Here is a 356-nt window from a genome sequence, read left to right as displayed (position 1 = left end):
CGGCATCGTCACCACTGGCTTCGCCCTGATCATCGCGGTCGTGGCGCTCATCGCGACCTTCGTGGTCAGCCCGGTGGCCGCGGGCCTGTGCCTGGCAGTGTTCTGCGCGTTCATGCTCTACTTCGCGCTCTACAGCCGGCACCGCCTGGTGGCCAACTCACCCGACGAGGAGTTCGCGATGCTCGCGGAAGCGGAGAGTGCCCTGAAATGAAGTACCACCAGCAGGTCTCGGGGGTGAACTACAGCTTCGACGGTCTCGTCGAGGTGATGGCCAAGGCCACCCCGCTGCGCTCCGGCGATCAACTCGCCGGCTGCGCGGCCGAGCACGACGGTGAACGGGCCGCGGCCGCCTGGGT

Annotated in this window: 1 protein-coding gene and 1 pseudogene; both read left to right on the top strand. The window is 67.7% G+C overall.

The genetic code is table 11. The annotated features are described in order from the left end of the window. Nucleotides 1–211 (top strand): annotated as a pseudogene (locus H7J73_RS06020) (ethanolamine permease); the annotation flags it as partial. Further along, nucleotides 208–356: ethanolamine ammonia-lyase subunit EutB (gene eutB, locus H7J73_RS06015; RefSeq protein ID WP_264066358.1), on the top strand; the 149-nt coding region annotated here is incomplete at its 3' end. The pseudogene H7J73_RS06020 and the gene eutB, both read left to right, overlap by 4 nt.

Source organism: Mycolicibacterium komossense (assembly GCF_025822605.1).
Taxonomy (GTDB): Bacteria; Actinomycetota; Actinomycetes; order Mycobacteriales; family Mycobacteriaceae; genus Mycobacterium; species Mycobacterium komossense.
The sequence above is the reverse complement of the archived record's forward strand: the minus strand, read 5'-3'. Positions and strand labels throughout refer to the sequence as shown.